The following is a 25836-nucleotide window of genomic DNA, read 5'->3' as shown; positions in this document are numbered from 1 at the left end:
TGTGCCTACCCTAAAGGTTTGGCGAGAGGTTCTCATGTCGGTGTTTCAAGGCGGTGCCGGTCTCACCCGGCGTGGATTCCTGATCGGGACCGGCGGTCTCGCCGCGGCCGCGGCGCTCACCGCCTGCGGCAGCGGTGACGACAAGCCGGCGGCCGCCGCCTCCGGGCCGTGGGAGTTCACCGACGACCGCAACCAGAAGGCGGCGCGCGACCAGCGTCCGTCGCGCGTCGTGGCCTACGCCAGCTCGGCCGCCGCGCTCTGGGACTACGGCGTCCGCCCGATCGGCGTCTTCGGCCCGCAGAAGACGGCCGACGGCGCCAAGGAGATCCAGGCCGGCAACATCGACCTGAACGCCGTCACCTCGATCGGCAACGCGTGGGACGACTTCAGCATGGAGAAGTTCGCCGCGCTGAAGCCGGACCTGGTCGTCACCGGCCTCACCGGCACCAAGCCGACCGACCTGTGGGTGCTGAAGGACGACCTCGGCACCAAGGTCCAGGTGATCGCGCCGATCGTCGCGCTGTCGGAGTACAAGGTCACGCTGCCGAAGGTGATCGAGCGTTACGAGCAGCTCGCCGTCGCCCTCGGCGGCGACGCGAACTCCGACGCGATCAAGAAGGGCAAGGACGACTTCCAGAAGGCGTCCGACGACCTGAAGGCCGCGATCAAGTCGAAGCCCGGCCTGAAGGTGCTCGTGGTGTCCAGCGACAAGGACAACCTCTACGTCTGCAAGCCGGAGTTCTTCGCCGACCTCGCGTACTACCGCGACCTGGGCCTGGACATCATCAACGGCGCCGGCGCGGACGACTACTTCGAGACGCTCAGCTGGGAGCAGGCCGGCAAGTACCCGGCCGACCTGATCCTCAGCGACAGCCGCACCTTCGCCCTGTCCCGTCAGCAGCTGGCGGCGATCCCGACGTGGGCGCAGCTGCCCGCGGTCAAGGCGAGCCAGCTCGCCGACTGGTCGACCGAGCCGCGGTTCAACCCGGTGCTCGCGGCCCCGGTCATCCAGAAGCTGGCCGAAGTCGTGAAGGGCGCCCGCACCGACATCACCGCCTGAGGAGGCGCACCGTGACCAACCCGTTCGAAGACCCCGAAGGCACGTACCTGGTCCTGGTCAACGCCGAGAACCAGCACAGCCTGTGGCCCGAGTCCGTCGACGTCCCGGCCGGCTGGAGCGTCACTTTCGGCCCTGCCGCCCGCCAGGAATGCCTGGACCACGTGGAAGCGAACTGGACGGACATGCGCCCCAAGTCCCTGGCCGACGCCATGGACAACTGACCCTTCCCCACAACGACACGCCGGGAGCCGCGATGGCTCCCGGCGTGTCGTGTTTCGTCAGCGCAGCACGCGGTAGGTCAGGTGCGTGACGGAGCCCGCCGCGCGCACTTCCACCTGCTCGAGGTTCAGCGGCGGGACGCCCTCGAACAGCCGGGTGCCGGCGCCGAGCGTGAACGGCGCGACGTGGATCCGCAGCTCGTCGATCAGGCCCGCGGCGAGGTACTGGTTGACGGTGGTCGCGCCACCGTGGATGGAGATACCCCCGTCCCCGGCCGCTTCGCGGGCGCGCTCGAACGCGGCACCGATGCCGTCGGTGACGAAGTGGAACGTGGTCCCGCCCGCCATCGGCTGCGGATCGCGCGGGTGGTGGGTGAGCACGAAGACCGGGCCGTGGTACGGCGGGTCGTCACCCCACCAGCCCCGCCACGGCCGGTCCCACTCGCCGCGCACCGGGCCGAACATGTTGCGCCCCATGATGAACGCCTTCGCCGTCAGCATCCTGGCGAACTCGGCCGGGTGCTCTTCGGGACCTTCGGAGAACCAGGCGTGCAGCTTGTCGCCCCAGCCGTCGCCGCCGTCGTCGCCGAACGGGCGCTCCTCGGTCTGGTTGAGCCCGGCCGCGAACCCGTCGACCGAGATCGTGAGGTCGCACGTCACCTTGCCGTCCGCTGTGGTCATCGCTCTCTCTTCCGTTGCGTGAACACCAGCATGGGCGAGCGGACGCATGACGTCCAATGCCAGAATCGCGCTGGACCCATTGATATCCTTGATGAATGCTCAACCTGGTCCACCTCAAGGTCCTGGCCGCGGTGGCCCGGCACGGGTCGGTCACCGAAGCCGCGCGGGAGCTGCACTATTCGCAGCCGTCCGTGAGCCACCACCTGGCCCGGCTGGAGGTGACCACCGGCGTCAAGCTCGTCCAGCGGGTCGGTCGGGGAATCCGGCTGACACCGGAAGGGCGGTTGCTGGCCGACCGGGCCGCCGAGATCGTCGGTCGGGTCGACGCGGCGACCAGCGAGCTGGCCGCCCAGGCCGGGCTGCAGGCCGGAAGGGTCCGCCTGGCCGCCAACGCCTCCGCTCTCGGCACGATCGTGCCGGCGGCGGCCGGCTTGCTGGCCCGGGCCCACCCGGGACTCGAGCTGAGCCTCTTCGACCGGCACCCGGTCGAAGCGCGGCAACTGCTGAGGCACGGCGAGATCGACGTCGCCCTCGTCTTCGGCCACGGCGACGTTCCGGTGCCGGAGGAGGGCTTCCGGCTCCGGCACCTCGCTGACGACACGATCCACCTCGTCAGCCGCCACCCCGGCGACAGTCTCGCGAACCACCGCGACTCCGCCTGGATCGGCGGGTGTGCCCAGTGCCGAGCCGAGCTGGACGCCGTGTGCCGCCGGGAGGACTTCACGCCGCGGATCGGCTCGTTCAGCGACGACATGGTCGTCGTGCAGTCCCTGGTCGCCGCCGGGATCGGGGTCGCCATCCTGCCCGGCCTCGCGCTGCGGGCGCACCGCCGGGCGGACGTCCACACGACCGAGCTCACCGGGTTCCGCCGCCGGATCCACGTCGCGACCTACGGCGACCCGCCCGACCCGCCGGCCGTCGCCGCTGTCCTGGACGCGCTGACCGAAGCCGCCGTGACAACCGCCTGACAAGCGCCTGACGGGCGTCGTCAGGCGCGCTGGCCGGACCAGGCCGCCCAGAGCTTGGCGTACTGGCCGTCCGCGGCCACCAGCTCGTCGTGGGTGCCCGACTCGACGACCGCGCCCGCGTCCAGGACCACGATGCGGTCGGACGCCGCCGCCTGGGTGAGGCGGTGCGCGACCACCAGCGCCGTGCGGCCTTCGAGGGCCGCCGCGGCCGCCGACTCCAGGACGCGGGAGCCCGCGCTGCCCGCCTCCGCCGTGGCCTCGTCGAGGATCGCGATCGGCGGGTCCGCCAGCACCAGCCGGACCAGGGCGAGCTGCTGCGCCTGCGTCACCGTCAGCTGGTGGCCGCCTTCGCCGACGACCGTCGCGAGGCCCTCCGGCAGCGCTTCCGCCCAGGTCAGCGCCCCGACCTTGGTCAGAGCGGCCCGCAGGTCGTCGTCGGACGCCGACGGCCGCGCCAGGCGCAGGTCCTCGGCCAGCGGGCCGGCGAAGACGTGGACCTCCTGGCTGATCAAGGCCACCGTGCGGCGCGTGGCCTCCGGGCCCAATTCGTCCAGGGGGACGCCGCCGAGCGTGACCGAGCCCGAGCCCGGCCGGTGGATCCCGGCGATCAGCTTGGCCAGCGTCGTCTTCCCGGCGCCGCTCGCGCCGACCAGCGCCACCCGCTCGCCGGGGGCGACGCCGAGGTCGATCTCGCGCAGGACCGGGTGACCGTCCACATAGGAGTAACCCGCGCCTGCGGTCTTCACCGACGCGTCGAGCGGTCGCCCCGGCTGCGCGGGCTGGGCCTCGGCGGGCAGGTCGGCGACGCCGATCAGGCGCGCGAGGCTGGCCGCGGCCGCCTGGGCGTCGTCGACCAGCGCCAGCGCCGTCGTGATCGGGCCGAACAGGCTGTGGAAGTACAGGGCCGCCGCCGTCGCCACGCCGACCGTGACCGCGTCCGCGCCGACCAGCAGGAAGCCCATCGCCAGGATCGCGGACAGCCCGACGAACTCGGCGAGGTTGAGCCGCGCGTAGAACCGCGTCACCAGGCGGATCCCGCGCAGCGCCAGCTCGACGGCGCTGTCGGAGCGCTTGCGCACCCGCTCGATGTGGGCGTCGCCCATGCTGAACGCGCGGACGGTCTTCGCGCCGCCGATGGTGTCCAGCAGCTGCTGCTGTTGCGCGCCGACGGCCTCGCGTTGGCTGGCGTACAACGGCTTCGCGCGCGGGACGTACCAGCGCACCGTCCAGAGCTGGATCGGCACGGCGATCAGCGCGGCCAGGAAGAACCGCCAGTCGAGCACGGCCAGCGCGCCGAGAGTGAGGACCACCGTCAGCACCGAACGGCCCAGCTCGGGCAGCGCCTCCCGGACGCCTTCCGCGACCACGGAGACGTCGTTCGTCACGCGCGCGGTGAGATCGCCGGAGCCGGCGCGTTCCAGCTGTTCGAGCGGCAGGCCGAGGGCCCGCTCGACGAAGCGTTCGCGCAGCTCGGCCAGGATCGTCTCGCCGAGACGCGACACCATGGACACACCGAGCGCGGTCGCGACCGCCTGCGCCAGCGCGACGAGCACCAGCGCGACCACCGGCGTGACGAGCTCGGTCGCCGGCTGCTTCGACGCGACCAGGTCGACGACCCGGCCGAGCAGGGGAGCGGTCAGCAGGCCGATCGCGGTCGCCGCGACCAGCATGGTGAACGCGGCCGCGGCGCGGCCCTTGGAACGGCCGATCAGCTCGCCGACGACGGCGCGGATGCGCCGCCCGTCGGCCACGGGGAGGAGTTCACGGGTCATGACAGCACCGCCGCCCGGTAGTCGGCCCGGCCGGCCAGCTCGGCATGACTGCCCTGGCAGGCGATGCGCCCGTCGTCGAGCAGCACGACCCGGTCGGTCGCGGCGAGCAGGGCCGGGCTGGTGGTCACGAGGATGGTCGTGCGGCCGCGTCGCAGCTGCGCCAGGCCCGCGGCGATGCGGGCCTCGGTGACGGTGTCGACGGCGGTCGTCGGGTCGTGCAGCACGAGCACCGGCGCGTCGACGGCCAGCGCCCGCGCGAGGGCGACGCGCTGGCGTTGCCCGCCGGAAAGCGATCTCCCGCGTTCGCTGACGGCGGTCGCGACGCCGTCGGGCAGCGCGCTGGCCACCTCGTCGACGGCGGCCGCGGTCATCGCCTCGGCGACACGGGGGCCGGGCTCGACGTTCTCGGCCACGGTGCCCGCGAACAGGTCCGCGTCGTGCGCGGCGACCAGCACGACCTCCCGGATCCGCCGCGGGTCCACAGTGGACAGGTCGACGGAGTCGACCGACACCGACCCGGTGGCCGGGTCCGCGGCGCGGCCGAGGCAGTCGAGCAGGTCGGTGGCGGCGGCCGGGTCGGTGGCGACCACGCCGAGCAGTTCCCCCGGCCGGGCTTCGAAATCGACGTCGCGCAGGGCGCCGCGGCTGAGCGCGGACAGCCGCACGTGCCCGGCCGCCGGCTCCGGCAGCGTCGCGGTGCCTTCGCCGACCGCGGGCGGCGCGTTGAGGACGTCGGCGATCCGCCCGGCCGACGCCCGGCCCTGGGCGAGCTCGCCGTTGACCCACGCGAAGATCGAGAACGGCGTGATCAGGTACTGGGCGAGCCCGACCGCGGCGACCAGGTCGCCGATGGTGATGTCGCCCGCCGCGGCGAGGTTGCCGCCGACGAGCGCGACCAGCGCGATGAAGATGCCGGTGAGCGCGAGCAGCGCGCCGTTGTGCCAGGCCTGGGCGCGGGCCGCGCGCAGCGTCGCCTTCAGTGAGTCCTGGCTGGTGCGGCGGTAGCGGTCGACGGCCGCGCGCTCGGCGCCGACGCCCTTGAGCACGCGCAGGCCGGCGACGAGGTCCGTCGCGATCCCGGAGGCGAAGGCGGAGCGTTCCTGCTCGGCCTCGCTGCGGCGTTCGAGGGGCTTTCCGATGAGGTGCGCGAGGTACAGCATCGGCGGCGTGCCGAGCAGCACCAGCAGCCCGAGCGGGATCGACATGGTGAGCAGCACGACGGCGCTGACCAGCAGTCCGGCCAGGCCGGCGACACCGAAGGGCAGCACGCCGTTGAGCTGGCCGACGCGCTTCGCGTCCGACGTCCCGATGCTCACCAGCTCGCCCGCGAGGTTGCCGGCTTCGGCACCGCCGCCGGGGTGCAGCACGCGGCGGCCGAGGTCGAGGCGCAGGTCATGGGCGGCGCGTTCCGCGGCGCGCTCGCCGGAGCGGGCGCCGAGCCGGTAGCTGGTCGACAGGCCGGCGAAGAGCACGCCCAGCACCGCCAGCCACAGCAGCAGGGTCCAGACCGAGCCGCCCGCCACGGCCTGGTCGATCACGACGCCGATCACCACCGGGACCAGCGCCTCACCGCCCTGGTGGCACGCGGTCAGCGCCGACGCGAGCGCCACCGACCTGCGTTGCCCGGCGATCGAACGGCGGAGGACTTCCCGTCCGGTCGTGCTCACCCGCGCCTCCCTGTCCTGTCGTGGGATAGGTAAGGCTAGTCTAAGTAAAGTACGTGCGGGGAAACGGTCGGCTTCGTCTCAGTTCAGTTCGCGGCTGCTACGGGATCCGTTGCCGGTTCCCCGAACCGGGCCAGCGCGAGCGCGGCGGCGACGGCCAGGACGAACCCGGCGAGCGCGACCACCACGAACCCGGGCCGGGTGCGGTCGCCGAGCACCAGCACGCCGACCAGCGACGGGAACACCGTCTCGCCCAGCACCATCATCGCGGTCGACGTCGTGACGCTGCCGCGCTGCAACGCCGTCGCGTAGAACAGCATCGCCATCCCGCCCGCGACCGCGACCGTGTAGGTGGCCGGGTCCTTGAGCAGGTCGAGCGGCGCGAGGCTGGGGATGATCCGCCCGGCGATCGCGACGACGCCGAAGCACAGCCCGGCGACCAGCCCGAGCGCCGGCGTCCGCACCCGGCGGTTCGCCTTCCCGGCGACGATCCCGGCGCCGGCCAGCACGACGACCGCGCCGATCAGCACCAGCCGGAACCCGAGCCCGACCGGGTCGGAGCCCTCGCTTTCGGCGGCCGCGCCGAGCAGGCCCAGGCCGGCGCACACGACGACGATCGCGCCCCACTCCCGCTTGCCCAGCCGGACGCCGAGGAACCGCGCGGCGACGGCGGTCACGGCGAGGCTGGCCGCGAGCGCGGCCTGCACGACGAACAGCGGCAGGACGTGCAGGGCGACGATCTGCGCGACGAACCCCAGTACGTCCAGCGAGAGGCCGAGCACGAACTTCCACTGGCCGAGCACGCGCACGAGCAGTTTCGGGTCGAGGCCGTCGGCCCCGGTGTCGGTCGCGCGCGCGGCGACCGACTGCATCACCGAAGCGACGCCGTACGCGCACGCCGCGCCCAAGGCGCACAGGAGTCCCCACCACATGTCGCCCACCCTATGACCGCCGCGGGCGGGAGCGCTGTGCGTGCGGTGCGTCGGGGCTCATGATCACGAGTCTGGCACGGTCCCCGGAAATTGTCGGACCCTCGCGCTAGGTTGCGTTCATGTCGAACACGAGTTCGAAGACCCGCCGGTCCTGGCCCGCTCGCCTGGCCTGGGAGGAGCTGCGCCTGCAGCTGGACTTCCTGCAGTTCCTGCGCGCCACGGCGGTGAACAAGGTCGCCGGGCTGAGCCGCGCGACCGCCGCCGCGACACCGCTGCCGACGTCACCCCGGCTGAGCGTGCTGGGGGTGGTGAAGCACCTGACCGCGGTCGAACGCTGGTGGCTGGCCATCGAGGCTGGCGGCGCGGACCTGCCGTCGTTGTGGGCGGGCTCCCCGGACCCGAGCTGGGACCTGACCGAGGACGACACCCCGGCGTCGGTGGTCGCGGCGTACAAGGCGGAGTGGGCACGGGTGGAGAAGGCGTTGAGCGGCCTCGGCCCGGACGACCGCACGAGACGGCGGTCGGAGTTCACCGTGCGGTGGGTGGTGGCGCACGTGGTCCAGGAGACGGCGCGGCACGTCGGGCACCTGGACGTCCTGCGCGAGCTGGCCGATGGGGAGGTGGGCGAATGAGAGCAGGGTGACACGTGGGTTGGCGTCGGCGTGCTGCCGTTGTCGCGGCCGTTGCCGTTATCGTGGGGAGCCGTGGGCTTTTGCTGGTGCCAGTGGGTTCCGGCGCCTCGGTCGGTTGAGCTGCGCTTGATGTTCGCTTGATCGGCTTCGGCAGGGCCGCGGACCGACCCCGTAGGGTGGGCCCATGACGGATCGGCTCTACTTCCGGCAGCTCCTGGCCGGCCGCGACTTCGCGGTCGGGGACCCGGTGGCCACGCAGATGGTGAACTTCGCCTACCTGATCGGCGACCGCGAGACCGGTGACGCGGTGATCGTCGACCCGGCCTACGCCGTGCGGGATCTGCTGGACGTGCTCGCCGCCGACGGGATGCGGCTCACCGGCGTGCTCGCGACGCACCACCATCCGGACCACGTCGGTGGCGAGATGATGGGGTTCTCACTGCCCGGGATCGCCGAGCTGCTCGCCGTCGAGCAGGTGCCGATCCACGTCAACGGCGCCGAGACCGAGTGGGTGCGGCGGGTCACCGGCGTGTCGGCGACCGACCTGCGCGCGCACGACCACGACGACGTCCTCGAGGTCGGGTCCATCCCGATCCGGTTGCTGCACACCCCCGGGCACACGCCGGGCAGCCAGTGCTTCCTCGTCGAGGACAAGCTCGTCTCCGGCGACACGCTGTTCCTCGAAGGCTGCGGCCGCACCGACTTCCCGGGCGGGGACGCCGAGGAGATCTACCGCAGCCTGCAGGCCCTCGCCGGGCTGGCGGGCGACCCCGTCGTCTACCCGGGCCACCAGTATTCGGCCGAAGCGTCGGCCGCGCTGTCGGAAGTGAAGCGCACCAACTTCGTCTACCGGCCGCGCTCGCTCGACGAGTGGAAGGTCATGTTCGGCGGCTGACGCCGTCGTTCCACGCACTGGAACGCCCGGATTTCACTCACTGAGACCGGGCGTCCACGGATTGACTTCACCCGTTCGTGGCTCGAAGCTCGGGACCATGCACCAGGACGCGCTTCTCGTGCGCCGCCGGCACGTCGATCTCCGGCGGCAGGCGAGCGCGGTGTGTCCGTTCGCCTAGCCCTGCGCGAAAGCCCGAATACCGAAGTTCCCGGGAGAAATCCGTGTCGATTTCCACCACGGGCGTGCTGGCGCGCGCCGAACCGGCCGCCGAAGGGCCGCCCCGCAAGACGCCCACCCGGCGCCGCCCCGACCTGCGGCGCTGGATCAGCCCGGTGGTGCTGGTCGCCGTCTGGCAGATCGCCAGCGGCACCGGCCTGCTGCCGCCCGACAAGCTCAGTTCACCGTGGACGGTCCTGCAGGCCGGCGTGGAAGTGGCGCGCAGCGGCGAACTCGGCGACGCGTTCGTCGTGTCGCTCGGCCGCGTCGGTGCCGGGTTCGCCATCGGGGCGATCGTCGGGGTCGTCCTCGGCATCGTCTCCGGGCTGTCGCGCTGGGGCGAAGCGCTCGTCGACCCGCCGGTGCAGACGCTGCCGTTCCTCGGCCTGATCCCGCTGTTCATCCTGTGGTTCGGCATCGGCGAGGAGACAAAGATCGTGCTGGTCGCGCTCGGCGTGGCCTTCCCGCTCTACCTGAACGTCCACTCGGGAATCCGCGGCGCCGACCCGAACCTCGTCGAAGCCTCCCGCGCGCTCGGGTTCAGCCGCGCGGAACGGCTCTGGCACGTCGTGCTGCCCGGCGCGCTGCCGCAGGCGCTCGTCGGGCTGCGGCAGTCGCTCGGCCTGGCGTGGCTCGCGCTGATCGTCGGCGAGACGGTCAACGCCGACGCCGGCGTCGGTTACCTCATCAACAACGCACGGGAGTTCCTGCGCACCGACGTCGTGGTCGTCGGCCTGATCCTCTACGCCCTGCTCGGCCTGGTCACCGACGCGCTGGTCCGGCTGCTGGAACGGAAGGTGCTGCGGTGGCGAACCCGGTAGCGGACGTCGCGAACCTGACCAAGCGGTTCGGCGACCGGACCGTCCTCAGTGGACTCGACCTGACCATCGGCCGCGGCGAGTTCGTCGCCCTGCTGGGCCGCAGCGGCTCCGGCAAGTCGACGCTCCTACGGGTGCTGGCCGGCCTCGACGGCGCCGTCGAAGGGCAGGCCGACGTTCACGGCACCGTCTCGGTCGCCTTCCAGCAGCCGCGGCTGCTGCCGTGGCGGAAGGTCTGGCGCAACGTCGTCCTCGGCCTGCGCCAGGACGGCGTCTCGAAGTCCCGCAACCGGGCGCTGGCCGACAAAGCGCTGGCCGAGGTCCACCTCGCCGAGCACGCCGACGACTGGCCGCTGACGCTCTCCGGTGGTGAGGCCCAGCGCGTGTCGCTGTCCCGCGCGCTGGTGCGCGAGCCGGACCTGCTGCTGCTCGACGAGCCGTTCGGCGCCCTCGACGCGCTCACCCGGATCGCCATGCACCGGCTGGTCGAGGATCTCTGGCGCCGGCACCTGCCGGGTGTGCTGCTGGTGACCCACGACGTCGACGAAGCCCTGCTGCTCGCCGACCGGGTCCTCGTCCTCGACGGCGGCCGCATCATCGCCGAACACCGGCCGGGCGGCTCCCGGCCGCGCAACCCCGCCGACCACATCGACGTCCGCCGCCGCGTGCTGGCGGACCTGGGAGTGACCGAAGATGCGCCTGTATAAGGGAATTGCCGTCGTCGCGGCGGCACTGGTCCTGGCCGGGTGCGGCTCGGCCACCGGCGCGAACCCCGGGCCGGCCGCGGTGCCGCAGGCGGTGAGCGCGGCCGACCTGGCGAAGGTGACGCTCAAGGTGGGCGACCAGAAGGGCGGCGTGAAGTCGCTGCTCACCGCGGCGAAAGGGCTCGACAACCTGCCGTACAAGATCGAGTGGTCGACGTTCACCTCCGGGCCGCCGCTGCTCGAGGCGGCGTCGGCGGGCGCGATCGACATCGGCCGCGTCGGCAACACGCCGCCGATCTTCGCCGCCGCCGCGAAGGCGAAGATCGCCGTCGTGAGCGTCTCGAAGAGCAACGTCGAACGCGAGGCGATCCTCGTCCCGGACGACTCGCCGCTGAAGGACGTCGCATCGCTGAAGGGCAAGACGGTCGGCGTCGCCAAGGGCAGTTCCGCCCACGGCCAGCTGCTGAACACGCTGCACAACGCCGGACTGTCGACCAAGGACATCAAGGTGACGTTCCTGCAGCCGGCCGAGGCCTACGCCGCGTTCACCCAGCACACGATCGACGCGTGGGCGATCTGGGACCCCTACACCGCGCAGGCCCAGATCGAGGCCAAGGCGCGGGTGCTCGCCGACGGCCGGGGTGCGTCCAACGGCCTGAGCTTCCAGACCGCGAGCACCGCGGCGCTGGCCGACCCCGGCAAGAACTCGGCCATCCGCGACTTCGTGGTCCGCGTGGTCAAGGCGCAGAAGTGGGCCGACGCGCACCGTCCGGAATGGGCGGCGGCGTGGGCGAAAGAGACCGGGCTGAAGCTCGAGGTGGCGCAGAAGGCCGTCGACGCCGGCCGGGACCTGCCGGCTCCGCTGGACGACTCGATCGTGAAATCGGAGCAACAGCTCGCGGACGCGTTCACCGACGACAAGACTCTGCCGGGGAAGGTGGACTTCGCCGCGTACGCCGACCGGCGGTTCGGCCCTGACCTCGAAACGGCTAGGAGCAACGGATGAGCATCAGGCTGCACTGGTTCCTGCCCACCAGCGGCGACGGCCGCACGATCGTGGAACGCTTCCACGCCAACCGGTCCGCCGGTCCGGCGGCGCAGCGCGACCCCGATCTCGACTACCTCGCCCAGGTGGCCCGCGCGGCCGAGCGGCAGGGTTTCGAGGGTGTGCTGACGCCGACCGGCACGTGGTGCGAGGACGCCTGGCTGACCACGGCCGCGCTGATCCGCGAGACGACCAAGCTGAAGTTCCTGGTCGCCTTCCGGCCCGGCGTCATCTCGCCGACGCTGGCCGCGCAGATGGCCGGGACGTTCCAGCGGCTGTCGGAAGGCCGCGTGCTGCTGAACATCGTCACCGGCGGCGACGCGGTCGAGCAGCGCCGGTTCGGCGACTGGCACGACCACGACGCCCGGTACGCGCGCACCGACGAGTTCCTGACGATCGTCCGCGGCGTGTGGTCGGGGAAGCCGTTCACCTTCGAAGGCGAGCATCTGAAGGTCGAAGGCGCGACGACGCTGGCCGCGCCGGACCCGGCGCCGCCGATCTACTTCGGCGGCTCGTCCCCGGCCGCGCTGCCGGTCGCCGCGAAGCACGCCGACGTCTACCTGACCTGGGGCGAGCCGCCCGCGCAGGTGGCCGAGAAGATCGCCAAGGTCAAGGCGCTGGCGGGGGACCGGGACATCCGGTTCGGCGTCCGGCTGCACACGATCTCGCGCGACACGTCGGCCGAGGCGTGGGCGGAGGCGCAGAAGCTGCTGGACGCGCTGAGCCCGGAGCAGGTCGCGAAGGCGCAGGCGCAGCTGGCCGCCAGCGAGTCCGTCGGGCAGCAGCGGATGGTCGCGCTGCACGGCGGCCGCACCGACGGCGGCGTCCGCGGCCTGGAGATCCACCCGAACCTGTGGGCCGGCGTCGGCCTGGTCCGCGGCGGCGCGGGTACGGCGCTGGTGGGCAGCCACAGCGAGGTCGCCGACCTGATCGAGGAGTACCACTCGGTCGGCGTCAGCGAGTTCGTGCTGTCCGGCTACCCGCACCTGGAGGAGGCGTACTGGTTCGGCGACGGCGTCCGGCCGGAGCTGGCCCGGCGCGGCCTGCTGGCCGGCGTCGAGGCGCTGCACCGCCCGTCCCACCCCGAACGCAACGTGGCCGCGCTTTAACTCCAGCTGGTGGAGGCGTAGACGACGATGTTGTCGCGGTAGGAGCGTTTGGCCGCGTCGAAGCTGCCGCCGCAGGTGATGAGCCGCAGTGCGCTGCCCGGTGCGGGGCCGTAGACCGCGTCGGTGGGGAAGGCGTTCTTCGGGTAACGCTGGACGCGGTCCACGACGAACCGCGTCTCCTGGCCGTCGGAGCGGGTGACGAACACTTCGTCGCCGCCCTTGAGGTCGCGCAGCCGGAAGAACGGTGCCGGGCCGGCCCGCGAGTCGACGTGCGCGGCGATCACCGCGGGGCCGGGGTCACCCGGCACCGGGCCGGCGGCGTACCAGCCGACGTCCTCGAACTTCGCGGGCGCCTCGAGCTGGTGGTCGGGGCCGAGCCCGAGCGGGACGAGCGCGGGCGCGTCGACGGCGATCGCCGGGATCCGCAGGTGCACCGGGCGGACTTCCGGGGCCGTCGGCAGCGGCTGCGGGCCGGCCGCGGCCGCCGGGGTGGCGGACGAGGTCACCGTCGGCGGCGGGGTGGCCGGGGCCGCCGTGGAGCAGCCCGCGACCACCAGCGCCGCGACGAGCAGCGCGCCGAGCTCAGCGCGCACGAGCCGCCCGGCGCCGTCGCAGCACCGGCCACGCCGCGAGCGCGGCCAGGAGCGCGACCACCGACGCCGCCGGCCAGATCGGCGAGCCGGTGGACATCGGCGCCGTGCCGCCACCGCCGGTCTCGACGCCGAACTTCGGCGGGTCGGGCAGCGACGCGCCGTCGGAGATCGGGTTCGCCTTGAGCGCCCCGGCGTCCTCGGTGACCAGCAGCGTCGTGGACGTCCCGGCCTTGACGTCGACGTCGGCGGTCGACTTCACCGAGCCGCCGCTCAGCTGCAACGGCCAGCGGCCCTGCGGGACGTCGACGTAGTTGGACGTCATGCCGTAGGCCGCGTCCTTGGCGATCGCCATGCCCTGCGGGCCGTCGACGGTGACCGGCGCGATGGCCGCCGACCCCTCGACGACGCGGACCCGGCCCTGGCCCGGCCCGGGCGGGGTCAGGTCGTCGGTGACGAGCTGGCCGTGCAGCGTGCCGTCCGGGCCGTTCGCGAAGACCAGCAGGGAGTAGGCGTTGCGCTCGGCGACGTCGATGGTGGCCGTCAGCGCGGGCGGGGTGGTCGAGGCGGCGTCGGCCGCGCGCATCGAGAGGGTGTACTTGCCGGGGGCGAGCGAGGAGTACGGGGTGACCGCGCCGTAGCCGGCCTTGCGGATGACGACCTTCTCGGCCTGCCCGAACGGCGCGAAGTAGATGTCGACGGGCGGCACCTTCGGGGACAGGTGCCCGACCCGGATCCAGCCGACGCCCGGACCGGGCGTGGTGGCGGCGGCCGACGCGGGCAGGGGCGTCAGCGCGCCGATCAGCAGGGCCGCGGCGATCAGCCCGGCGGGTCTGAGCAGGAGCCTGGTGCGCATGACAGGACCTTTCGAGGGGATTCAGGGGGAGGAGAACGGGACGAGCAGTCCCGAGGGTGCGAACAACGGGTAGGTGACGAGCACGCCGTCGCGGGTCCGGGCGACGGACGAGGGGCGGAACAGGTCGCGCTGGCCGGTGTAGAAGGCGGCCACGCCGTCCTCGCCGCCGGCGAACTGCACGCGGCGGCGGGGCTGTCCGGCGGATTCTTCGCCGGGGACTTCGGGGAACGCCGTGATCCGCACCGGCTGCAGGGCGGCCAGCGCGGCGATCGTGGCGATGAGCCGGGGGTCGACGCGGCCCGCGCGCAGCTCGGCGGCGGCGTCCGGGCTGACGGCGAGCCGGGTGGACGCGGCCAGCGCGGCCCCGGCGTGGGCCCGGGCCGAGTCCTCCGACGACGCGCCGGGGTCGGCCGGGGGCAGGTCGAGGCGGGACACCGTGACGCGCTGGTCGCCGGAGCCGAACACGGCCACCGTCCCGGCGTCGGTCAGAGCGCTGTCGAGAGCGGGGTAGCGCTGCCGGAGCTCGGCGCCGTCCCCGGCGAAGACCGCCCACTCGGCGGTCGGGCAGACGGCCGCGCACGCGGCGGGCGCGGCCATCATCCCGGTGGGCCAGCCGGCGTTCGCGAGCTCGGCCCAGGCCGCGTCGTCGACGAGCAGCCGGGCGCTGGAAGCGTTGTCCCGCAACCATCCCTGCGCGTCGGTCAGTGGTCCGCTGCGGTCGGGGGCCGGCTTCAGCTCGGTGAACCCGTACGCCCAGCCGACGCCCACGACCAGGACGAAGGCGGTCGCGGCCACCACGAGCCCGGTCCGGCTGCCGCCCGACGCGTGGTGCGCGGCCCGGCGCTGCCGGGTGACGGCCTGGGCGATCCCGGCCACCAGCAGCGGGGTCACCGGCAGCAGCAACGCGAGCACCGCCGTGTCGGGCACGCCCGGGACGAGCAGCATCGCGACGAGCAGCAGGCCGGATACGGCGAACGGCCGCAGCGCGGCGACCGCCAGCGCGGCGACGAGCGCGAAGGCCGACAGCACCGCCCACGCCGGGTCCAGCGCCACCCAGTCGGCGACGGACGGGCGGCTCGCGGCGGCGAGGTGGGGCCGCAGCACGGCGGCGGCCGGGCCGAACGCGACACCCAGCCCGAGGTTGAGCAGCACGCCCACCAGCGCCGCCCGGACCGGTGACCGGCGGATGAGCAGCCAGCCGGCGGCGGGCAGCAGGAAGAGGGCCAGCGGTGAGGTGAGCACGGCCGCGAGCAGGCACACCGCGGCCATCACGTCGTGGCGGACCTTGGCCTCGGGGGTGGTGATCAGCACCAGCGCGCCCAGCGCCCACACCGCCGCCAGGTGCTCGACGACGACCAGCCGCTGCAGGCCCAGGGCCAGTGGTGACACGGCGACCAGCAGCACCGCGGCGGTGGCCGCCCAGCGCGTCAGGCCGAGGCGGCGGGCCAGGAACCAGAGCAGGACCGTGCCGATGACGGCCGCCACGAGCATCGTCTCGCGGACCGCCGCCAGCGCCGTGGCCGAGCGGCCGAACGCGTCGGAGACCATCGTGTAGGCGGACAGCTGCAGCCAGCCGAACCGGCTGAGCCCGGCGCCGCCCGCGTCGGTGAACGGCGTGAGGTGGCCGAGCGCGTACGCGTGGGCGACGGTCGCCGCCTCGGACGGCAGGGCCGGTGCGGTGGCGGCCAGGTAGAGCACGCGGAGGCCGCCGGCCAGGGCCAGCAGCGCCAGCACGATGTCGAGGGACAGCAGGCGGTGCGCGGCCGAGGCACGCGTGCCGGGCTGCTCGGAAAGGGTCGCGGGGGAGCGGCCCGAGAACGTCGTCCCCCAGCTGTGCTGGGCCATTGGACGGATCGTAGTCGCCGCGGATGGCCCGTACAGCTCGGGGAGGTCACGTCATCCGGACGGCCTAGAGATCTTCGCGGAGATCAAAAAGCCTTGTCCTGCAAGATTATTTCCGACTGTCCGCTGTGGAGGCCGACAGCGTCCGGGTCAACGCCAGTGCGACCGTGCGGACGGCGGGAGCAACCCGTTCGGTCCGCATCCGGTTGGCCCAGCCCGAAATCGACACGGCCGCCACCGCGACGCCGCGCGCGTCGAGCAGCGGGCTGGCCGCGCACACCACGCCGACGCCCGATTCCTCACGTTCCAACGCGATCCCTTCTTCGCGGATCCGGGTGAGCTGACGGCGCAGCAGCCCGGGCGCGGTGATCGTCTTCGGGCTCATCCGGGGCAATCCGGCGTCGATGACCTTGTTCACGACGGATTCCGCGGAAAACGCGAGGATCGCCTTGCCGACGCCGGTGGCGTGCGCGGGGAACCGGCCGCCGATGCGCGAGGGCAGCGTCGGCGCGTCCGGCCCGCGCAGGACGTCGAGGTAGACGACTTCGGTGCCCTCCAGGATCGCGAGGTGGACGGTGTTGCGCGTCGCCTCCCGGAGATCGGCGAGGTACGGCCGGGCCGCTTCGACCAGTCCTCTCCGGGGCGAGGCCAGTTGGCCGATTTCGAACAGCCGCAGCCCGAGCCGCACGGCGCCGTCCTCGCGCGTCAGCAGGCCGGTGTCGGCGAGGTGGCCGACGAGGCGGTGGACGGTCGTCTTCGCCAGCCCGGTCCGCCGGGCCAGTTCGGACACGCCGAGTGACTCGTCGCCCGGCCGGAAAGCTTCGAGGAGCGCGGCGAGCCGGGCGGCGACGAGGCCGTCGCCGCTCGCGCCGTCGTTCCGCCCAGCGGTACGCATGGGTTGAGTGTGCCCGATCTTCGCGGGACTGTCAGCGGGCGGAGGTGAGGCCGGTGGCGTCAGCGGGCCAGGTCGTCGGCGCCGAGCACGAGTTTCACGCAGTGCGCGACGAGCCGCTCGCGCGAGACCTTCAGCGAGCCGTCGAGGTAGGCGATGAAGACGTTGCTCAACGCGCCGACAAGCCCGACGGCGACCAGCTGCCGTTCGGTCTCGTCACCGCGGGAGAGCTGCTCGCCGACCACGGCGGTGAACACCGGCAGCAGGTGCAGGCCGCGCCGGGTCAGCGCGGGATCGGTCAGTGGGGCCAGCAGCAGGACCCGGCCCTTGCGGGGGTCGTCGACGATCAGCTCGACGAACGCGCGCACGGCGTTCTCGGCGCGCGAGGTGGGGCTCGGCGCGTCCCGCACCGCGTCGACCAGGGCCTGGCGCGCCTGCTCGCCGACGTGCTCGTAGACCGCCGCGACGAGCTCCTCGCGGTCGGCGAAGCTCTCGTAGAAGTAACGCTCGGTGAGCTTCGCGTGCCGGCAGACCGCGCGCACGCTGGTGGCGGCCGAGCCCTCGGTGCCCAGCAGCGCGAGGCCCGCGGCGACGAGCTGCTCGCGCCGGAGCGCCTTCCGGTCGTCCAGCGTCGTGCCCGCCCAGGTCCGGCCCGGCATATCCGCTCCTCGGTTGACTACGTGTGTTGTCAGATCTTAGCCTGACAACAGCCGTAGTCAGTTGAGACTCGACGAGGAGCCGCCGATGAACCCCCAACCGCTGAGTCCCGAGTCTCTGACCTGGAAGTACTTCGGCGACTGGCGTGGCCTGCTGATCGCGCTGTGGGCCGGGTCGATGCAGAACATGCACCCGGGCCTCGGTGCCGGCGTCGAGCAGCACTCCCGGTTCTTCGAGGAGCGCTGGCAGCGCCTCTTCCGCTCGCTCTACCCGATCGGCGGGGTCGTCTACGACGGCCCGCGCGCGCACCGGACCGCGCTGGAAGTCCGTGGTTACCACGACCGGATCAAGGGGATCGACGCGCTGGGCCGTCGTTATCACGCGCTCGACCCCGACACCTACTACTGGGCGCACTCGACGTTCTTCGTCAGCACGATCCTCATCGCCGACCACTTCATGGGTGGCATCGGCGAGGCCGAGAAGCGGCGGCTGTTCGACGAGCACGTCACGTGGTGGCGGATGTACGACATGACGATGCGGCCGGTGCCGGAGAGCTGGGAGGACTTCCAGCGCTACTGGAAGCGCATGTGCGCCGACGTCCTGGAGGACAACAAGGCCACCCGGGACGTCCTCGACCTCGCCGGGATCGCGAAACCGCCGTTCCTGCCCTGGCTGCCGGACGCGCTCTGGCGGCCGGTGAGCGTGCTGGTCGCGCGCAACTTCGTCTGGCTGACGACCGGGCTGTACGACCGCGAGATCCGCGACCGGCTCGGCCTGCGCTGGTCCGAGCGCGACGCGCGCCGCCACCGCCGGGTGGGGAAGCTGATCAACGCCGTGTTCACGCTCGTGCCGCACGACCGGCGTTACCACCCGCGGGCCCGGGCCGGCTGGCGCCGCGTCCGCGGCGAGGTGGCTCCGGACGCCGCCGTGGTCGAGACTCCACCCAGGAACCTGCCGCCGCTGTCCGAGCGCGGCAAACCCGAGCACTACGCGCCGAACGTCTAGGAGGTCTTCGTGAAGCTGGGATTCCACGTCGGGTACTGGGGCAGCGGGCCCACCCCGGGTGCGCTGGAGGCGGTCCTCAAGGCCGAGGAGCTCGGCTTCGACTCGGTGTGGACGGCGGAGGCCTACGGCTCGGACGCGTTCACGCCGCTGGCCTGGTGGGGCTCCTCGACCAGCCGGATCCGGCTCGGCACGAACATCGTCCAGATGGCCGCGCGCACCCCGACGGCGACGGCGATGAGCGCGCTGACCCTGGACCACCTGTCCGGCGGCCGGTTCGTGCTCGGGCTCGGCGCGTCCGGCCCGCAGGTCGTCGAGGGCTGGTACGGCCAGCCGTACCCGAAACCCCTGGCGCGCACCCGCGAGTACATCGACATCGTGCGGCAGGTGCTGGCCCGCGAGGCGCCGGTGACCCTGGACGGGCAGCACTTCCAGCTCCCCTTGAAGGGCGGTGCCGGGCTGGGCAAGGCGCTCAAGCCGACCGTGCACCCGCTGCGCGCCGACGTCCCGATCCACCTGGCCGCGGAGGGCCCGAAGAACGTCGCCCTCTCCGCCGAGATCTGCGACGGCTGGCTCCCGCTGTTCTTTTCGCCCAAGAGCAACGACTTCTATAAGGCCGCGCTCGAAGAGGGCTTCGCGCGCCCGGGCGCCCGGCACACGCTGGAGACGTTCGAGGTGCCCGCGTCGGTCCCGGTGATCGTCCACGACGACGTCGAAGAAGCGGCGAGCTGGATCAAGCCGTCGCTCGCGCTCTACATCGGCGGCATGGGCGCGAAGAGCGTGAACTTCCACCACGACGTCTTCGCGCGGCTGGGCTACGAGGACGTCGCGGACAAGGTCCAGGAGCTGTACCTGGCCGGGCGCAAGGAGGAAGCCGTCGCGGCGATCCCGACGTCCCTGGTGGAGGACACCTCCCTGATCGGGCCGGCGGCGAAGATCCGCGAAGAGCTGAAGGCGTGGGAAGACACGGTGGTCACGCAGCTGCTGCTGCGCGGCGACGCGGCGACCCTGGAGAAGATCGCCGACGCCCTGGGCTGAAAGCCGTGAAGGCCTCCTTCCCGGCTCTTACGGCCGGGAAGGAGGCCTTCACGGCTTTCCGTGGCGGCACTTCTGCCGGGTTGCCGAGGTGGCGGGGGTCACGTACGGTCCCGAACTAACGCGAATCACGTTCACGTTAGTCGGGAGATCGTATGCGGGTGAGTCGTCGTCACGTCCTGGCCGGAGCCGCCGCGCTGCCCTTCGCCGCTCTGCCCTTCGCCACCGCGGTCGCCAGACCGGCCGCGGCCGCCGAGGCCGCGCTCAGGGTCGGCGTCGGGCTCGGCGACGTCACCGGGCCCGCCGCCGAGAACGGCATGATGGGCTACTCGCTGCCACAGCAGCAGACCGCCGGTATCCACCTGCGGACCTGAGCGCGCGCGTACGTCGTGGACGACGGGACCAACCGGATCGTCTTCGTCACCGCCGAGCTGGGCGCGTTGTTCCAATCGGTCCACCAGGGTGTCCTGCGTGAGCTGGCGCGGAAGTACGGGAACACCTACACCGAGCAGAACGTGCTGCTCAACGCCACCCACACGCATTCGGCGTGCGGTGGCGACTCGCACTACGCGGCCTACGACCTGTCGATCCTCGGGTTCCAGCAGCAGACCTACGACGCCGTCGTCGCCGGGATCGTCGAGGCGATCGGCCACGCGCACGACACCCTCGCGCCCGGCGAACTGACGCTCGGCCGCACCGAGCTGACCGAGGCGAGTGCCAACCGATCGAGGGTCGCCTTCGAGCTGAACCCGGACAAGGGCCACTTCCCGCTCTCGATCGACCCGGCCGTCACCGTGCTGCGGTTCCGGCAGGGCGGCAAGGACGTCGGCGCGATCACCTGGTTCGCCACGCACGGCACGTCGATGAGCAACGGCAACCACCTGATCAGCACCGACAACAAGGGCTACGCCGCCTACACATGGGAGCACGACCACGCCGGCGTCCGCTACCTCGACGGCCCGCCGGGGTTCGTCGCCGCGTTCGCCCAGACCAACTCCGGCGACATGACACCGAACCTGAACCTCCAGCCCGGTACGCCCGAGACGGAGTTCCAGAACACCCAGCGCATCGGCGAACTCCAGTTCCAGGCGGCGAAACGCGCGTTCGACGCCGCGAGCGAGTCCGTCACCGGCGGCGTCGACCACCGCATGACCTACGTGGACATGTCCGCCGTCGACGTCGACCCGAGGTTCACCCCGGACGGCCGTCCGCACCGGACGTGCACCGCGGCCATCGGCGTCTCGATGCTGGCCGGTAGTACTGAAGACGGGCCGGGACTGCCGCTGCCCGAGGGCGTCAAGAACCCGTTCATCGACTGGCTCGGCGGCATCGACGCGCCGATCCCGCAGGCCCTCGCCGACGCGCAGGCGCCGAAGGTCGTCGCCGTGCCGTTCGGCGCGATGAAGCCCTACCCGTGGGCGCCCGAGGTGCTGCCGCTGCAGATCGTCCGGATCGGGCAGCTGCACCTGGTCGCCGGGCCCGCGGAGTACACGATCGTGGCCGGCCTGCGGATCCGGCAGACGGTCGCCGCCGAACTCGGCGTCCCGCTGGAGAACGTCCTGATGCAGGGCTACTCCAACGCCTACAGCCAGTACGTCACGACGCCGGAGGAGTACGACTCGCAGCAGTACGAGGGCGCGTCGACGCTCTTCGGCCGCTACACGCTGCCCGCGTACCAGCAGGAGTTCGGGAAGCTGGCCGCCGCGATGAAGGCAGGCTCGTCAGTCCCGCACGGGCCGGTCCCGCGTGACCTGCGCGGCAAGCTCATCAACTTCCAGCCCGGCGTCGTCTTCGACAGCGCGCCGCTGCTGAAGAGCTTCGGCGACGTCGTCACCGACGCGAAAAGCAGCTACCGGCGTGGCGACCAGGTAGCGGTCGCCTTCGTGACCGGCCACCCGAAGAACGACCTGCGCCGCGACGGCACGTTCCTGGAGATCCAGCGGTACGTCGACGGCCGCTGGGTCCGCTACGCCGACGACGGCGACTGGGCGACGAAGTTCCGCTGGACCCGGACGTTCGTGTCCGAGTCGCGCGCCGAGGTCACCTGGGACATCCCGGCGAACACGCCGGTCGGCAAGTTCCGCGTCGTCCACTTCGGAGCCTGGAAGCACGGCCTCACCGGCGCCATCGCCCAGCTCAGCGGGACCTCCCGCGCCTTCGTCGTCTCCTGAACCTCCCGAAAGGACCGCTGTCGTGCGGAGAACCGCCATTCTCGCCGCTGTCGTCTGCGCTTTCCTCGCTCTCGTGACCGCGCCCGCTCAGGCCGCGCCCGCGAGCGTGTCCGTCCTGAGCTTCAACCTGTGGCAGCTGCCGTGGATCGCCAACCCGAACACCTCGGACAAAGAAGCCCGAGCCCAGGCCGCCGAACGCGTCATCCGAGCCAAGGCCGCCGACGTCGTCGTGCTCGAAGAAGCCTTCAGCTCCCAGGCCGAGGGGCTGCGCGACCGGCTCATCGACGCCTACCCGTTCCAGACGCCGCTGGTCGGGCAGTCCTGCTCGACGTCGCCGGGCTGGACGTCGGTGAGCGGCAACTGCTCGAACTCGCCGATCGTCGTCAACGGCGGCGTCACGGTGCTGAGCAAGTACCCGATCACCGAGAAGCACCAGCTCGTCTACCGCAGCTCCTACTCCGGCACCGCGGACTACCTGTCCAACAAGGGCGCGGCGCTGGTCCGGATCTTCGCCCACGGCAAGGTGCTCTGGCTGGCCGGCACACACCTGCAGGCCGACGAAGCCCCCGACACCCTGCCGAAGGCGCACCAGATCCGGATGGCGCAGCTCGGCGAGCTGCGCGACCTGGCCGCCGCGCACGTCCCGGCAGCCGACCCGGTGGCGATCGCCGGTGACCTCAACATCGAGTACTGGGCCGGGCAGGGCCGCCGTGACGCCCTGGGCCGCTCCCAGTCCGAGCAGGGCGAGGCGGTGCTCGGCGGGACACTGCGCACCGCGGGAGCGGGGGAGTACAGCTTCGACGCCGTCACCAACCCGGACGCGGCGAAGTCCGTCCCGGCGACCTACCGCGATTCGCTGGACTACGTCGGCTCGCTGCGACGCGCCGAGGTCGGGCCGGTACAGCTGGTGCATTACGACGGTGGCACGATTCCCTCCGACCACTACCCGGTGCTGGCCGAGATCCACTACTGATCGCCTCATCGGAATCCGCTTTTCGAGGAGGACCATGACGACGCTGTCCGGCCGGACGCGGTTCAGGTATTCGCTCGGCTCGTTCGTCACCGGGTCCTTCGGCACGGTCCCGGGCCTGATCTTGGTCAAGTACCTCACCGACACGATGGCCGTGCCCGCCGCGGCGGCGGGTGTCATCGTGTTCGTCCCGAAGGCCTGGGACGTGCTGTTCAACCCGATCGCCGGGCGGATGTCCGACGCGAACCTGCTGAAGACCGGCAGCCGGCGCCGGTTCCTGCTGATCGGCGGCATCGGTGTCTCGATCCTCTTCGCGCTGATGTTCGCCCACCCGGGCTTCGGGTCGCCGTTGCCGGACGCGCTGTACGTGGCGATCCTGTTCACCGCCTGCGCGACCGCCTACGCGGTGTTCCAGGTGCCGTTCAACGCGCTGCCGGCCGAGCTGACCGAGTCCGCCGACGAGCGGACGAAGCTCACCAGCGTGCGCATCGGCGTCCTGGCCGTGACGATCCTGATCTGCGGCGGCGGCGCCCCGGCGATCACCTCCGGCATCGGCGGGGTCGCCGGCTACCGCGTGATGGCCATCGTGATCGGGCTGATCGTGCTGGCCGCGACGCTGCTGGTCTACTTCGGGCTCAAGGGTGCGCCGGTCGGGTCGCTGCGGCCGAACACGGTGAGCTTCAAGGACCTCTCGCGGACCATCGCGCGGTGGCGGCCGTTCCGCTGGCTGCTGGGCACGTACTTCATTCAGGCGCTCGGCATCGGCACGGTGCTGGCGGCCATCCCGTTCTTCGCCCAGCGCATCCTCGGCAGCGAGGGCTACGGCACGGTGATCTTCGTGATCTTCGTCGGCCCGGCGCTGCTGACGATGCCGCTGTGGCCGCGCCTCGGTGCCCGCGTCGGCAAGCTCAACGGCTTCCGCATCGCGACGGCGGCGTTCGCGATCGGCCTGCTGGGCCTGATCCTCGCCCAGTCGCTGCCGCTCGTGATCATCCTCGTGTTCGTCGCGCTCTGCGGCGTCGGCTACGCGGGGATCTCGGTGTTCCCGCTGGCCATCCTCCCGGACCTGATCACGGCCGAGGAGGAGCGCACCGGCGAGACCCGCGCGGGGATCGCGGCCGGCGTGTGGACCGCGGGGGAGACGCTCGGCCTCGCGCTGGGCGCCGGGCTGTGGAGCGCGATCCTGGCGTTCGGCGGGTACGTCTCGAGCACCGACGCGACGACCGACCAGCCGCACAGCGCGATCGTCGCGATCCTGCTCGGCTCGTCGATCATCCCCGGCGTGCTGATCGCGCTGGCCCTGCCGCTGCTGCGGCGTTCGGTGCTGGAGCCCCGGGAACCGCTGGAGCCGCGTCATGAACCCGCCTGAGGACGTCCTCGCGGCGCTGCGGGAACTGCGCGCCGGTGACCTGCCGACGCACGGCGGCCGCACGCTGGCCTACGTCTACGACAGCGGACTGTCCGAAGTGGACTCCCTGGGGGCCGCCGCGCACGCGCTGGCGTCGTCGGCCAACGGCCTCGACCCGACGGCGTTCCCCAGCCTGCTGCGCATGGAGAACGACCTCGTCGCGGCGGCGTCCCGGCTGCTCGGCGACGTCCCGGGCGTCGTCGGTTCGGTGACGTCCGGGGGCACGGAGTCGTGCTTGCTCTCGGTCCTGGCCGCGCGCGACGCGCACCCGGAGATCGCCGCGCCGTCGATCGTGCTGCCGACCACCGCGCACGCGGCGTTCCACAAGGCCGCGCACCTGTTCGGGCTGCGCCGGATCGACGTCCCGGTCGACCCCGTGACGTTCCGCGCGGACCCGGCCGCGATGGCTGCCGCGATCGACGACTCGACGGTGCTGGTGGTGGCGAGCGCGCCGTCGTACGCGCACGGCGTCCTCGACCCGGTTCCCGAGATCGCGGCCGCGGCGGCTGCCCGGGGCGTCCGGATGCACGTCGACGCCTGCATCGGCGGCTGGGTCCTGCCGTACTTCGCGCGCCTCGGCGCCGACGTCGCGCCGTTCGACTTCCGCGTCCCGGGCGTCACGAGCATCTCGGTGGACCTGCACAAGTACGCGTACTGCCCGAAGGGGACGTCGGTGCTGCTGCACGCGTCGGCGGAGCTGCGGCGGACGCACTACTTCGCGAGCGCGGGCTGGCCGGGCTACACGATGCTGAACACGACGATCCAGAGCACCCGCTCGGGCGGCCCCCTGGCCGCGGCGTGGGCGGTGGTCCGCCACCTGGGCGACGACGGCTACCTTCAGCTGGCCGCTTCGACGCGCGAAGCGGTGTCGCGGATCCGGGCTGGTGTCGCGGAAATCGCGGGCCTGCGGATCCTCGGTGACCCGGTGTCGACGCTGATCGCGTTCACCGGCGACGACGGCTTCGACCTGTTCACGGTGGCCGACGAGATGAAGACGCGCGGCTGGTACGTCCAGCCGCAGTTCGCTCATGAGGCGTCCCCGGCGAACCTGCACCTCACGGTCACGGCGGCGAACAACGGCAGCGAGAAGGAATTCCTCACGGACCTGGCCGCGTCGGTGGACGCGGCCCGCGCGTCAGGCCCGGTGCTGATCGACCCGGCGGTGGCGGAGTTCGTCGCCGCCCTGGACCCGGCAACCTTGACGTCGGAACAGTTCGCAGGCCTGCTGGCGGCCGCAGGCCTAGGCGGCGCCTCAGGCCTCCCGGAGCGGATGGCGCCGATCAACGCGCTCCTCGCCACGGCCCCCGCCCCGCTTCGCGAGCGCCTCCTCCTGGAGTTCCTGGGCGCCCTCTACACGCCGTGAAAGCCGTGAAGGCCTCCTTACCGGCTCTTATGGCCGGTAAGGAGGCCTTCACGGCTTTGGGCTACTGGTTGCGGGAGGCGAGGCCCGCGGGGGCGGACTTGACCGCGGCGACGATCGCGTCCGCCAGGGCCAGGGCGTCTTCTTCCGTCAGCTCCAGAGCGACGCGGGCCGACGCGCCCAGGTCCGGATTGCGGAAGTCGATGTTGACCGTGTGCGCGTACGGCGCGTGGACCGGGTGGTCGACGTAGACCGTGCCCTCGTTCAGGCGGAACCAGCCGCGGGCGCCCTTGCCGCTGCCTTCGAGGGCGAACTTCTCGGTGAGGTAGGTGCACATGG

General features: G+C 72.3%; 25 protein-coding genes and 1 pseudogene. 16 read left to right on the top strand and 10 right to left on the bottom strand.

The window, feature by feature from the left end; genetic code table 11:
* The first annotated feature begins 34 nt into the window (after positions 1-34).
* Both OG439_RS14160 and OG439_RS14155 read left to right on the top strand, forming a co-directional pair.
* Positions 35-1060: an ABC transporter substrate-binding protein gene (locus OG439_RS14160; RefSeq protein ID WP_326949813.1), complete on the top strand. Its 1026-nt coding sequence runs from the start codon at positions 35-37 to the stop codon at positions 1058-1060.
* Positions 1061-1071: 11 nt separating this feature from the next.
* Positions 1072-1281: an MbtH family protein gene (locus OG439_RS14155; protein ID WP_326949812.1), complete on the top strand. Its 210-nt coding sequence runs from the start codon at positions 1072-1074 to the stop codon at positions 1279-1281.
* Positions 1282-1338: 57 nt separating this feature from the next.
* Here the strand turns inward: OG439_RS14155 and OG439_RS14150 are convergent, their stop codons facing one another.
* Positions 1339-1959: a dihydrofolate reductase family protein gene (locus OG439_RS14150; RefSeq protein ID WP_326949811.1), complete on the bottom strand. Its 621-nt coding sequence runs from the start codon at positions 1957-1959 to the stop codon at positions 1339-1341.
* 95 nt (positions 1960-2054) lie between these two features.
* Here OG439_RS14150 and OG439_RS14145 point away from each other — a divergent pair, with 95 nt between their 5' ends.
* Positions 2055-2927: a LysR family transcriptional regulator gene (locus tag OG439_RS14145; RefSeq protein WP_326949810.1), complete on the top strand. Its 873-nt coding sequence runs from the start codon at positions 2055-2057 to the stop codon at positions 2925-2927.
* A 20-nt stretch (positions 2928-2947) separates the two neighbouring features.
* Here OG439_RS14145 and OG439_RS14140 read toward each other — a convergent pair whose 3' ends face one another.
* The 3 genes from OG439_RS14140 to OG439_RS14130 all read right to left on the bottom strand — a co-directional run bounded on the left by OG439_RS14140 (position 2948) and on the right by OG439_RS14130 (position 7295).
* On the bottom strand, positions 2948-4699 hold the full coding sequence (locus OG439_RS14140; protein WP_326949809.1) for an ABC transporter ATP-binding protein: 1752 nt from the start codon (positions 4697-4699) through the stop codon (positions 2948-2950).
* A complete protein-coding gene (locus tag OG439_RS14135) occupies positions 4696-6366 on the bottom strand; it encodes an ABC transporter ATP-binding protein (RefSeq protein WP_326949808.1) in 1671 nt (556 codons plus the stop codon). Before OG439_RS14135 ends, OG439_RS14140 begins: the two co-directional genes overlap by 4 nt.
* Before the next feature lie 83 nt (positions 6367-6449).
* Positions 6450-7295 (bottom strand): hypothetical protein, encoded by an 846-nt coding sequence (locus tag OG439_RS14130; RefSeq protein ID WP_326949807.1) that lies wholly within the window; start codon positions 7293-7295, stop codon positions 6450-6452.
* A gap of 119 nt (positions 7296-7414) precedes the next feature.
* On the opposite strand from OG439_RS14130, the gene OG439_RS14125 reads away from it, so the two are divergent.
* From OG439_RS14125 to OG439_RS14100, 7 genes are all read left to right on the top strand, one after another.
* On the top strand, positions 7415-7927 hold the full coding sequence (locus tag OG439_RS14125; RefSeq protein WP_247052012.1) for a DinB family protein: 513 nt from the start codon (positions 7415-7417) through the stop codon (positions 7925-7927).
* A gap of 184 nt (positions 7928-8111) precedes the next feature.
* Entirely contained in the window at positions 8112-8822 is a 711-nt protein-coding gene (locus OG439_RS14120) for an MBL fold metallo-hydrolase (protein WP_326949806.1), read from the top strand.
* Positions 8823-8919: 97 nt separating this feature from the next.
* Positions 8920-9000 carry a putative leader peptide gene (locus OG439_RS50260; RefSeq protein WP_442792332.1) on the top strand — a complete coding sequence of 27 codons (81 nt, stop codon included), beginning with the start codon at positions 8920-8922 and terminating at the stop codon, positions 8998-9000.
* A 43-nt stretch (positions 9001-9043) separates the two neighbouring features.
* The gene (locus OG439_RS14115) at positions 9044-9859 is read left to right on the top strand and encodes an ABC transporter permease (protein ID WP_326949805.1); all 816 of its coding nucleotides are present in this window, start codon (positions 9044-9046) and stop codon (positions 9857-9859) included.
* Positions 9844-10563 (top strand): ABC transporter ATP-binding protein, encoded by a 720-nt coding sequence (locus OG439_RS14110; RefSeq protein WP_326949804.1) that lies wholly within the window; start codon positions 9844-9846, stop codon positions 10561-10563. The genes OG439_RS14115 and OG439_RS14110 overlap by 16 nt, the downstream gene beginning before the upstream one ends.
* The gene (locus OG439_RS14105; RefSeq protein WP_326949803.1) at positions 10550-11566 is read left to right on the top strand and encodes an ABC transporter substrate-binding protein; all 1017 of its coding nucleotides are present in this window, start codon (positions 10550-10552) and stop codon (positions 11564-11566) included. The genes OG439_RS14110 and OG439_RS14105 overlap by 14 nt, the downstream gene beginning before the upstream one ends.
* On the top strand, positions 11563-12714 hold the full coding sequence (locus OG439_RS14100) for an LLM class flavin-dependent oxidoreductase (protein WP_326949802.1): 1152 nt from the start codon (positions 11563-11565) through the stop codon (positions 12712-12714). Before OG439_RS14105 ends, OG439_RS14100 begins: the two co-directional genes overlap by 4 nt.
* On the opposite strand, the gene OG439_RS14095 is transcribed toward OG439_RS14100, so the two are convergent.
* The 5 genes from OG439_RS14095 to OG439_RS14075 all read right to left on the bottom strand — a co-directional run bounded on the left by OG439_RS14095 (position 12711) and on the right by OG439_RS14075 (position 17553).
* On the bottom strand, positions 12711-13307 hold the full coding sequence (locus tag OG439_RS14095; protein WP_247052006.1) for a class F sortase: 597 nt from the start codon (positions 13305-13307) through the stop codon (positions 12711-12713). The genes OG439_RS14100 and OG439_RS14095 overlap by 4 nt on opposite strands.
* Positions 13297-14160: a DUF4397 domain-containing protein gene (locus OG439_RS14090; RefSeq protein WP_326949801.1), complete on the bottom strand. Its 864-nt coding sequence runs from the start codon at positions 14158-14160 to the stop codon at positions 13297-13299. The genes OG439_RS14095 and OG439_RS14090 overlap by 11 nt, the downstream gene beginning before the upstream one ends.
* 21 nt (positions 14161-14181) lie before the next feature.
* Positions 14182-16005: a glycosyl transferase gene (locus tag OG439_RS14085; protein ID WP_326949800.1), complete on the bottom strand. Its 1824-nt coding sequence runs from the start codon at positions 16003-16005 to the stop codon at positions 14182-14184.
* A gap of 106 nt (positions 16006-16111) precedes the next feature.
* A complete protein-coding gene (locus OG439_RS14080) occupies positions 16112-16897 on the bottom strand; it encodes an IclR family transcriptional regulator (RefSeq protein ID WP_326949799.1) in 786 nt (261 codons plus the stop codon).
* Positions 16898-16956: 59 nt separating this feature from the next.
* Positions 16957-17553, bottom strand: coding sequence for a TetR/AcrR family transcriptional regulator (locus OG439_RS14075; RefSeq protein ID WP_326949798.1), 597 nt, complete (start codon positions 17551-17553; stop codon positions 16957-16959).
* An 85-nt stretch (positions 17554-17638) separates the two neighbouring features.
* Between OG439_RS14075 and OG439_RS14070 the strand changes: the two genes are divergently transcribed.
* The 6 genes and pseudogenes from OG439_RS14070 (at position 17639) to OG439_RS14040 (ending at position 25500) form a co-directional block, all read left to right on the top strand.
* Complete coding sequence (locus tag OG439_RS14070; RefSeq protein WP_326949797.1) at positions 17639-18556, top strand: oxygenase MpaB family protein; 918 nt, start codon at positions 17639-17641, stop codon at positions 18554-18556.
* 9 nt (positions 18557-18565) lie between these two features.
* Positions 18566-19591: an LLM class F420-dependent oxidoreductase gene (locus OG439_RS14065; protein ID WP_247052000.1), complete on the top strand. Its 1026-nt coding sequence runs from the start codon at positions 18566-18568 to the stop codon at positions 19589-19591.
* A 152-nt stretch (positions 19592-19743) separates the two neighbouring features.
* Positions 19744-21759: pseudogene (locus tag OG439_RS14060) on the top strand (neutral/alkaline ceramidase).
* Positions 21760-21781: 22 nt separating this feature from the next.
* Entirely contained in the window at positions 21782-22732 is a 951-nt protein-coding gene (locus OG439_RS14050; protein WP_326949796.1) for a sphingomyelin phosphodiesterase, read from the top strand.
* 34 nt (positions 22733-22766) lie between these two features.
* Positions 22767-24098: an MFS transporter gene (locus OG439_RS14045; protein WP_326949795.1), complete on the top strand. Its 1332-nt coding sequence runs from the start codon at positions 22767-22769 to the stop codon at positions 24096-24098.
* Complete coding sequence (locus tag OG439_RS14040; RefSeq protein WP_326949794.1) at positions 24085-25500, top strand: pyridoxal phosphate-dependent decarboxylase family protein; 1416 nt, start codon at positions 24085-24087, stop codon at positions 25498-25500. Before OG439_RS14045 ends, OG439_RS14040 begins: the two co-directional genes overlap by 14 nt.
* Positions 25501-25561: 61 nt before the next feature.
* On the opposite strand, the gene OG439_RS14035 is transcribed toward OG439_RS14040, so the two are convergent.
* Positions 25562-25834 (bottom strand): DUF6295 family protein, encoded by a 273-nt coding sequence (locus tag OG439_RS14035; RefSeq protein ID WP_326949793.1) that lies wholly within the window; start codon positions 25832-25834, stop codon positions 25562-25564.
* Positions 25835-25836 lie beyond the last annotated feature (2 nt).

The organism is Amycolatopsis sp. NBC_01307 (assembly GCF_035975215.1).
GTDB lineage: Bacteria > Actinomycetota > Actinomycetes > Mycobacteriales > Pseudonocardiaceae > Amycolatopsis.
The sequence above is the reverse complement of the archived record's forward strand: the minus strand, read 5'-3'. Positions and strand labels throughout refer to the sequence as shown.